Source organism: Streptomyces mayonensis (genome assembly GCF_018982965.1).
Classification (GTDB): domain Bacteria; phylum Actinomycetota; class Actinomycetes; order Streptomycetales; family Streptomycetaceae; genus Streptomyces; species Streptomyces mayonensis.
Genome location: NZ_JACBYP010000201.1, coordinates 1 through 7,886, shown reverse-complemented (window position 1 = coordinate 7,886; position 7,886 = coordinate 1). Strand labels below are relative to the sequence as shown.

Annotated in this window: 6 protein-coding genes; all 6 read left to right on the top strand. The window is 73.8% G+C overall.

All coding sequences use genetic code 11. The features are described 5' to 3' along the window. Window positions 1–254 precede the first annotated feature (254 nt). The 6 genes from zapE to HZS56_RS36660 all read left to right on the top strand — a co-directional run bounded on the left by zapE (window position 255) and on the right by HZS56_RS36660 (window position 7,654). Entirely contained in the window at window positions 255–1,361 is a 1,107-nt protein-coding gene (gene zapE / locus HZS56_RS36685) for a cell division protein ZapE (protein ID WP_216725141.1), read from the top strand. Window positions 1,362–1,723: 362 nt separating this feature from the next. Next, entirely contained in the window at window positions 1,724–2,122 is a 399-nt protein-coding gene (locus HZS56_RS36680; protein WP_216725140.1) for a hypothetical protein, read from the top strand. 76 nt (window positions 2,123–2,198) lie between these two features. After that, complete coding sequence (locus HZS56_RS36675) at window positions 2,199–2,780, top strand: carbonic anhydrase (RefSeq protein WP_216725139.1); 582 nt, start codon at window positions 2,199–2,201, stop codon at window positions 2,778–2,780. A gap of 8 nt (window positions 2,781–2,788) precedes the next feature. Then, on the top strand, window positions 2,789–4,324 hold the full coding sequence (locus HZS56_RS36670; RefSeq protein WP_216725138.1) for a SulP family inorganic anion transporter: 1,536 nt from the start codon (window positions 2,789–2,791) through the stop codon (window positions 4,322–4,324). A gap of 332 nt (window positions 4,325–4,656) precedes the next feature. Then, window positions 4,657–6,051 (top strand): PhoX family protein, encoded by a 1,395-nt coding sequence (locus HZS56_RS36665; RefSeq protein WP_216725137.1) that lies wholly within the window; start codon window positions 4,657–4,659, stop codon window positions 6,049–6,051. A 79-nt stretch (window positions 6,052–6,130) separates the two neighbouring features. Next, entirely contained in the window at window positions 6,131–7,654 is a 1,524-nt protein-coding gene (locus HZS56_RS36660; protein ID WP_216725136.1) for an FAD-dependent oxidoreductase, read from the top strand. Window positions 7,655–7,886 lie beyond the last annotated feature (232 nt).

The window sequence follows — 7,886 nt, the reverse complement described above, 5'->3', positions numbered from 1 at the left end:
CCCCCCCCCCCCACCCCCCCCCCCCCCGGGGGCGGGGGGGGGGGGGCCCCGGGGGGGGGGGGCGCGCCCGGGGGGGGGGGGGGGGGGGGGGGCCGCCCCCCCCCCCCCCCCGGGGGGGGCCCCCCCCCCGTCGCCGGGCCTGCCGTCTGGTCGGTCACGGGGAACAGGCGTCGCATGCCGTGCAGTGTTCCACGCGCCCGCGGCCCGAACCGCGCCGCCCGACCCGCTGCGGGCAGGGCCTACCATTGACGACCGTGTCGCCCTCCACCCCCGCCTCCGACCGCACCCCGATAACCGGGACGGCCCCGCTGTCCCTGTGCGCCCGCGAGCCCCGCGTCCCCGCGGACCGGCTGGTCGCCGAGATGGTGCCGCCGCCCCGCTTCGACTCGGTCCGCTTCAGCACGTACGTCCCGGACCCGGACCGGCCCAGCCAGCGCGAGGCCGTGCAGGTCCTGGAGGAGTTCGCGAGCGGCCTCGGCGGGGCGCCGGGTCCGGCGGGCGGCAGGCGCGGCCTCTTCGGGTTCGGGCGCGGCAGGGCACCGAAGGCTCCGGCCGGCCCCCGCGGTGTCTACCTCGACGGCGGTTACGGCGTCGGCAAGACCCATCTGCTGGCCTCCCTGTGGCACGCCACGGACGCCGAGCCGTCCCGCAAGGCGTTCGGCACCTTCGTGGAGCTGACCAACCTGGTCGGCGCCCTCGGCTTCCAGCAGACCGTGCAGACCCTCTCCGGGCACCGGCTGCTGTGCATCGACGAGTTCGAGCTGGACGACCCGGGCGACACCGTCCTCGTGTCCAGCCTGCTCGCCCGGCTGGTGGAGGCGGGCGTGGCGCTGGCCGCCACCTCCAACACGCTGCCGGGCAAGCTCGGTGAGGGACGGTTCGCGGCCGCGGACTTCATGCGGGAGATCCAGGGCCTGTCCGCCCACTTCCGCGCGCTGCGCATCGACGGCGAGGACTACCGGCACCGCGGCCTGCCCGAGGCTCCGGCCCCCTACACCGACGAGCAGGTCACCCGGGCCGCCCACGCGACCGGGGGCGCCTCCCTGGACGACTTCGCCGCACTCCTCGACCACCTCGCCCGAGTGCACCCCAGCCGCTACGGCGCGCTGACCGACGGCCTCTCGGCGGTGTGCCTGACCGGGGTGCGCCCGGTGCCGGACCAGTCGACGGCGCTGCGGCTCGTGGTGCTCGCGGACCGGCTCTACGACCGCGAGGTGCCCGTGCTGGCCTCCGGGCAGCCCTTCGACCGGCTCTTCGGCGAGGAGATGCTGAGGGGCGGGTACCGCAAGAAGTACTTCCGGGCGATCTCCCGTCTCACCGCCCTGGCCCGGGACGCCGCCCCGCTCGCCGACCCGCACTGAGCACAGCCGGCACGCACCCGAGCACGACCGGCACGCAGCACCGCCGGCACACGCCGAGAACGGCGGGCACGCAGCACAGTCGACATACGCCAAGCACGACCGCCAGGCGCCGAGCCGGGGCCGACACCCGCCGAGCACGGCCGTACCGGCCCCTCGGCGCCGTGGGGCGACCCGTTTCGCGCCAACCCACCCGCGATTTTCAGGCTCTCTTCAGCCCGTAACGCTACGTTAACCATGCAAAGCTCTTCGCAGGGTTAACGTGTTTCTTGACCGCGCATTGACCATGCGTTGACCAAGTCCTGACCGTGCACCGACCATGCCCGGTCCCACAGCGAAGGCGTGAAGTGCCTGGAGGGGGGCTCATGTTCCGAGGCACGACGGCGCGGACGCGGGTTCTGCTCCTCGCCGCCGTCCTGGTGGCCCTCCAGTTCTTCACCCCGTCGGCATCCTTCGCAATCGCGCATACACACCGTGATGTCATGGCCAGCGCCCAGCCCGGAGTGATCTCCTCCGGTCCGGTGTCGCACGAGGAACGCGTCGCGTGCCACGACACCGGCCGTTCCGGGCACCCGCACGGCCCCACGGGCCTGCGCGACCGGCTCCGCGCCGGCACCGCGGCCCAGCCCGCACCGCCCGAGCGCCCGCTCCTGCCGCACACCGGGGCGGCGGACGAACCCCTCCTGTCCGGCGGGGCGGCCGGACACCGGTCCAGACCGGCCGGGGACCACTCCCCGGCCGCCCTCCAGGTCTTCCGCTGCTGAGCGGCACCGGCACCTCCCCACCTCTGCCCCGACCGTCCGACGCGCCCCCACTGCGCGCCAGGAGGAAAACCGCATCATGCAACCCCTCATCGACAACGCCCGTACGTTCGGACAGCGCCCTGAGGAGTTCGCCGGGCACGCCGAAGGCCAGTCGCCCGAAGTCCTGTTCATCACCTGCTCCGACTCCCGGGTCGTACCGGCCCTGATCACCGGCGCCCGGCCCGGCCAGCTCTTCGAGCTGCGCACCGCGGGCAACATCGTCCCGCCCTACGCCGGCGAGCACCCCCGCGGCGAGACCGCCACCGTCGAGTACGCCGTCACGGTGCTCGGCGTCACCGACATCGTGGTCTGCGGCCACTCGCACTGCGGCGCCGTCGGCGCACTGGTGCGCGGCGACGACCTGACCGCCGTACCCGCCGTCCGCGACTGGCTGGCGCACGCCGCGGACGAGCCGAAGCCGTGCGACACCACCGACCCCACGGTCGCCGAGGCCGTGCAGCACCACGTACTGGCGCAACTGCTGCGCCTGCGCTCCTACCCCTGCATCGAACAGCGTCTGGCGGACGGCCGGCTGCGCATGCACGGCTGGTACTACGAGGTCCACACCGGCCTCGTGCGCCGGCACAGCGCGGACACCGACACGTTCGAGACGCTGTGAGTGCCGACATGTCCCTCATAGCCAACCAGAACCGGAAGTTCCCCCACTGGCGGCAGGACTTCACCGCGTCCCTCGTCGTCTTCCTGGTCGCGCTCCCGCTGTGCGTGGGCGTGGCCGTCGCCTCCGGTGTTCCGGCCGAACTCGGCCTGATCACCGGCATCGTGGGCGGCATCGTCACCGGGTTGCTGCCGGGCAGCAGCCTCCAGGTCTCCGGACCGGCCGCCGGCCTGACCGTGCTGGTCTTCGGCGCGGTCGACGAGTACGGGCTGCCCGTGCTCGGCGTGATCGTGCTCGCCACCGGACTCGTCCAGCTCGCGATGGGCGCCCTGAAGCTGGGGCGCTGGTTCCGGGCGATCTCCCTGTCGGTCGTCGAGGGCATGCTGGCCGGCATCGGCCTCGTGCTCATCGCCGGGCAGCTCTACTCGGCCGCCGGTCTGGAGGCACCCGCCTCCGGCATCGACAAGATCGTCGGCCTGCCCGGGGCCGCCGCCGACGTGCTGGGCAGCACCGAGGCACTCACCTCGCTGGCCCTCGGCGCGGGCACCGTCGCCGTGATGGTGCTGTGGAAGCGGCTGCCCAGGGCGGCGCAGAACCTGCCCGGCGCGCTGGCCGCGGTCGTACTGGCCACGGCGGTCACGGCGGCGTTCGGCCTGTCGGTCGCCACGGTCGAGGTCAGCGGTCTGCTGGACTCGATCCAGCCGCCCGGCGGCGACGCGTTCGGGCAGCTGGCGAGCGTGGGCCTCCTCGGCACCATCGTGGCGTTCACCCTGATCGCCTCGGCCGAGAGCCTGTTCAGCGCCGCGGCGGTGGACCGGCTGCACAACGGCCCGCGCACCGAGTACAACAAGGAGCTGATGGCCCAGGGCGCGGGCAACACGGTGTGCGGCGTGCTCGGCGCGCTGCCGATGACCGCGGTCATCGTGCGCAGTTCGGCCAACGTCGGCGCCGGCGCCCGGACCAAGGCGTCCCGGGTGCTGCACGGCGTGTGGCTGCTGCTGTTCGCCGCGCTGCTGCCGTCCGCGCTGGCCTTGATCCCGCTGCCCGCGCTGGCCGGCATCCTGGTCCACGCGGGCTGGAAGCTGATCCCGTTCAAGGGCATCGTGTCGCTGTGGCGCGGTCACCGCGGTGAGGCGCTGATCCTGGTGGTCACGGCCGTCTCGATCGTCGCGGTGAACATGTTCGAGGGCGTGCTGATCGGTCTGGCGCTGTCCGTGGTCAAGACCGCCTGGGAGGCCTCGCACCTGAAGCTGGAGATCGTCGACAAGGGCGCGGGTCCCGTCCAGGCCCATCTGACGGGCAACGCGACCTTCCTGCGGCTCCCGAAGATGCTGGAGAGCCTGGAGGCGCTGCCCCAGGACCGCCCGGTCGAGCTGGACCTGTCCGGGCTGCACCACCTGGACCACGCCTGCCGTACGGCCCTGGAGAACTGGGCCGAGCGGCACAGCGCCACCGGCACCGACCCGGTGAAGGTCACGGAACCGGAGGAGCCGGGGAAGCGGGAGGAGGCGGAGGCGAAGGAGGGGACCGCGAAGACGCCGGTGTAGCGCGTCGACCCGGTCCGGCACGTCCCGCGGGAGGCCGGCGGGGCGTGCCGGCCGACTCCCGTCACCGTGCCGCCGGACGCTCTCGTCACGCGTGGCACCGTGACACGACCGGCCCTCGTCACGCGTGGCGGAACGTGACACGACCGGCCCTCCTCACACGCGTCGGAATGTGACACGACCGGCCCTCCTCACGCATGTGGGACCGTGCCACGGTCGGCCCTCCTCACGCGTGGCCGGCAGTGACACGTGCGGCACGCGTGGTTCCCGGGACTCCTGGCAGGTGATAGACACGGCGGGGTCACAATCCTGTCCGCCAGCAGGAAGGTTTCCCCATGTCCACCTCCAGCCACCCGGCGACCCGACGCCAGGTGCTCGCCCGTACCGGGGCCCTGGGCGCAGGCATCGCGTTCACCGGCGCCCTCTCGGAGCTCTTCGCCGGCACCGCCGCCGCCCAGCCCCTGGGGCACACCGGCTACGGCCCTCTCGTCCCCGACCCCGACGGCCTGCTCGACCTGCCCAAGGGCTTCCACTACCGCGTGCTCTCCCGCGAGGGCGACGAGCTGCGCTCCGGGGAGGGCAAGGTGCCCTCCAACCACGACGGCATGTCGGCCTTCCCCGGGCGCGGCTCCGGCAGACACGGCCACACCCACCTGGTGCGCAACCACGAGAACCGCGCCGACGCCCGCGTCCCGGTGCCGACCATCGAGGGCCTGACGTACGACCCGGGGGGCAAGGGCGGCTGTACGGCGCTGGAGCTGGACTCCCGCAACCACGTCCTGTCCGAGCGGGTCGCGATCGCCGGTACGGCCGTCAACTGCGCGGGCGGACCCACGCCCTGGCACACCTGGCTGACCTGCGAGGAGACCGAGGACAGGGCCGGCACCGACGGCTACACCAAGGACCACGGCTTCATCTTCGAGGTCGACCCGGTCGACCCGCACCGCACCGGCGCGGTGCCGCTGACCGCGATGGGCCGCTTCCAGCACGAGGCGATCGCCGTGGACCCGCGGCGGGGCGTGGTCTACGAGACGGAGGACGCCTTCGAGCGCCCCTTCGGCCTCTTCTACCGCTTCCTGCCCGAGAAGCCGCTGGGCGGCAGGGGCTCACTGCGGGCGGGCGGCAGGCTCCAGGCGATGCGCGTGCCGGGCGTGCCCGACCTCTCCTCCATCCAGGAGACCGGCGCCACCTTCGACCGCATCGAGTGGGTGGACGTACCCGACCCGCTGGCCGACGGGACGCCCATCCGCTTCCAGGACTTCGGCCGGGGCGGCATCACCCACGCGCAGAAGCTGGAGGGCTGCTACTGGGGCGGCTCGTGCGTGTACTTCGTGTCGTCCTTCGCCCACAGCGACGAGGGCTCGGCCGCCGACCACTACGGGCAGATCTGGCGCTACGACCCCGAGCGGCGCCGGCTCACCCTGGTGATCGTCTTCGGCCCGGACACCGACGTGCAGCTGCCCGGCGAGTCCCCGGACAACATCTGCCTGGCCCCCAGCGGCGGCCTCATGGTCTGCGAGGACGGCAACGGCGCACAGCACGTCTTCGGCGTGACCCGGCGCGGCGAGGTGTACGCCATGGCGCGCGGCGCCCAGAACCTCGGCACGGAGGAGGAGCCGGAGTGGGGTGAGTTCGCCGGCGTCACCTTCTCCCCGGACGGCGACACGATGTACGTCAACTGCTACACGCCGGGCACGACCTTCGCGGTGACGGGCCCCTGGCGCAGGTAGGCGGCAGGGCACGAGCGGGCGCACCGCCCGGTCCCTGAAGCCGGTCACTGAAGCCGCGACCCCGGGGTACCCGGGGCGCATGACTCAGAACGTGCAGGTCAACGGCTCGTACTGGCTGCAGACGGCACCGGGCGGTGCGCCCCGCCCCGCACTCGCCGACGATCTCGACGTGGACGTCGCCGTGATCGGCGCGGGCATCGCGGGGCTCAGCGCGGCGTGGGAGCTGGCGCGGGCCGGGCGCAGCGTGGCGGTCCTGGAGGCCGGGCGGGTCGCCGCCGGCGTCACCGGGTACACCAGCGCCAAGCTGACCGTGCAGCACACCCTGGTCTACGACAAGCTGCGCCGCACCCGCGGCCCGGAGGGCGCCCGGCTGTACGCCCGCTCGCAGTCCGAGGCGATCGAGCACGCCGCCGGGGTCGTCGCCGAGCTGGGCATCGACTGCGACTGGGAGACGCGCGACGCGTACACGTACGTCCGCTCCCCGGGCCGCGTGGAGGAGGTGCGGGCCGAGGCGGCCGCGGCGCGGGAGGCGGGGCTGCCGGCGTCGTTCGTGACGGAGACCGGGCTGCCGTTCCCGGTGGCGGGCGCCGTGAAGGTGGCCGGGCAGGCCCAGTTCCACCCCCGCAAGTACCTGCTGGCCCTCGCCGCGGATCTCGAGGCGCGGGGCGGGCGGATCTTCGAGGACACCACCGTCCACGGTCTGGACGAGGGCATGCCGTGCCGCGTGTCGACCGGTACGGGCGCGACCGTCACCGCCCGGGACGTCGTGGTCGCCACCCACTACCCGGTCTTCGACCGGGCGCTGCTCTTCGCCCGCCTCTCCCCGCGCCGTGAACTGGTCGTCGCCGGGAGCGTCGAGGCGGACCGCGACGTCGACGGCATGTACATCACGCCGGAGCAGAACACCCGCTCGGTGCGCACGGCGCCGCTGGACGAGGCGGGCCGCCGCCTGCTGATCGTCACCGGGGAGCACTTCACTCCGGGCACGGGCGACACCCGCGAGCGCTTCGACCGCCTGGCGTCCTGGGCGGACGAGCACTTCCCCGGCGTCGACCGCACCCACGCCTGGGCCACGCAGGACATCGACCCCACCGACACCGTGCCGATGGTCGGCCCGCTGCACCCGGCCGCGCGCCACACCTACGTGGCCACCGGCTTCGGCGGGTGGGGACTGAGCGGCGGCATCATGGCGGGCTTGCTGCTCACCGCGCAGATCGCCGGTGAGGAGTGCGCGTGGAGCGGGCTGTACGACCCGCGCCGGCTGCGCACGGCGGTGCGCGAGGCGCCGGCGCTGCTCAAGACGCAGGCCGAGGTCGCCCGGCACTTCGTCGGCGACCGGCTGCGGCCCGCGCCGCCGGTGGACTCGCTGCCGCGCGGCGAGGGCGCGGTGGTCCGGGCGGGCGGCGACCGGCTCGCGGTCTACCGGGACGAGGAGGGCACACTGCACGCCGTCTCGCCGCGCTGCACCCACCTGGGGTGCCTCGTCGACTTCAACGCGGCCGAACGCGCCTGGGAGTGCCCCTGCCACGGCTCCCGCTTCGGCACGGACGGCAAGGTGATCGAGGGCCCGGCGACGAAGCCGCTGGAGCAGCGGGACATCTGACGGCACCGGGGGCGTGGCCTGCGCCTGGGCCGGGTGGGTGACCGGCTCGGCACGTCGGCCGATGTGGTCATACAAACCGAATATCCCACTCCTACGTTCGTACGGTGATCACTCTCGTACGACGTGCCACCGCGCTCTGTGCCCTGGGCGCCGCCCTCACCGCCTGCGGAACCACCGCCGCCGAGGTGGCCCCCCGCCCGGCGCCCTCGGCCCCCTCGGCCCTCTCCTCTCC

Bases quoted from the DNA above. Each gene is read 5' to 3' on its own strand.
- HZS56_RS36675 (WP_216725139.1), top strand. From the start codon at position 2,199: ATGCAACCCCTCATCGACAACGCCCGTACGTTCGGACAGCGCCCTGAG.
- HZS56_RS36665 (WP_216725137.1), top strand. From the start codon at position 4,657: ATGTCCACCTCCAGCCACCCGGCGACCCGACGCCAGGTGCTCGCCCGT.
- HZS56_RS36660 (WP_216725136.1), top strand. From the start codon at position 6,131: ATGACTCAGAACGTGCAGGTCAACGGCTCGTACTGGCTGCAGACGGCA.
- HZS56_RS36680 (WP_216725140.1), top strand. From the start codon at position 1,724: ATGTTCCGAGGCACGACGGCGCGGACGCGGGTTCTGCTCCTCGCCGCC.
- HZS56_RS36670 (WP_216725138.1), top strand. From the start codon at position 2,789: ATGTCCCTCATAGCCAACCAGAACCGGAAGTTCCCCCACTGGCGGCAG.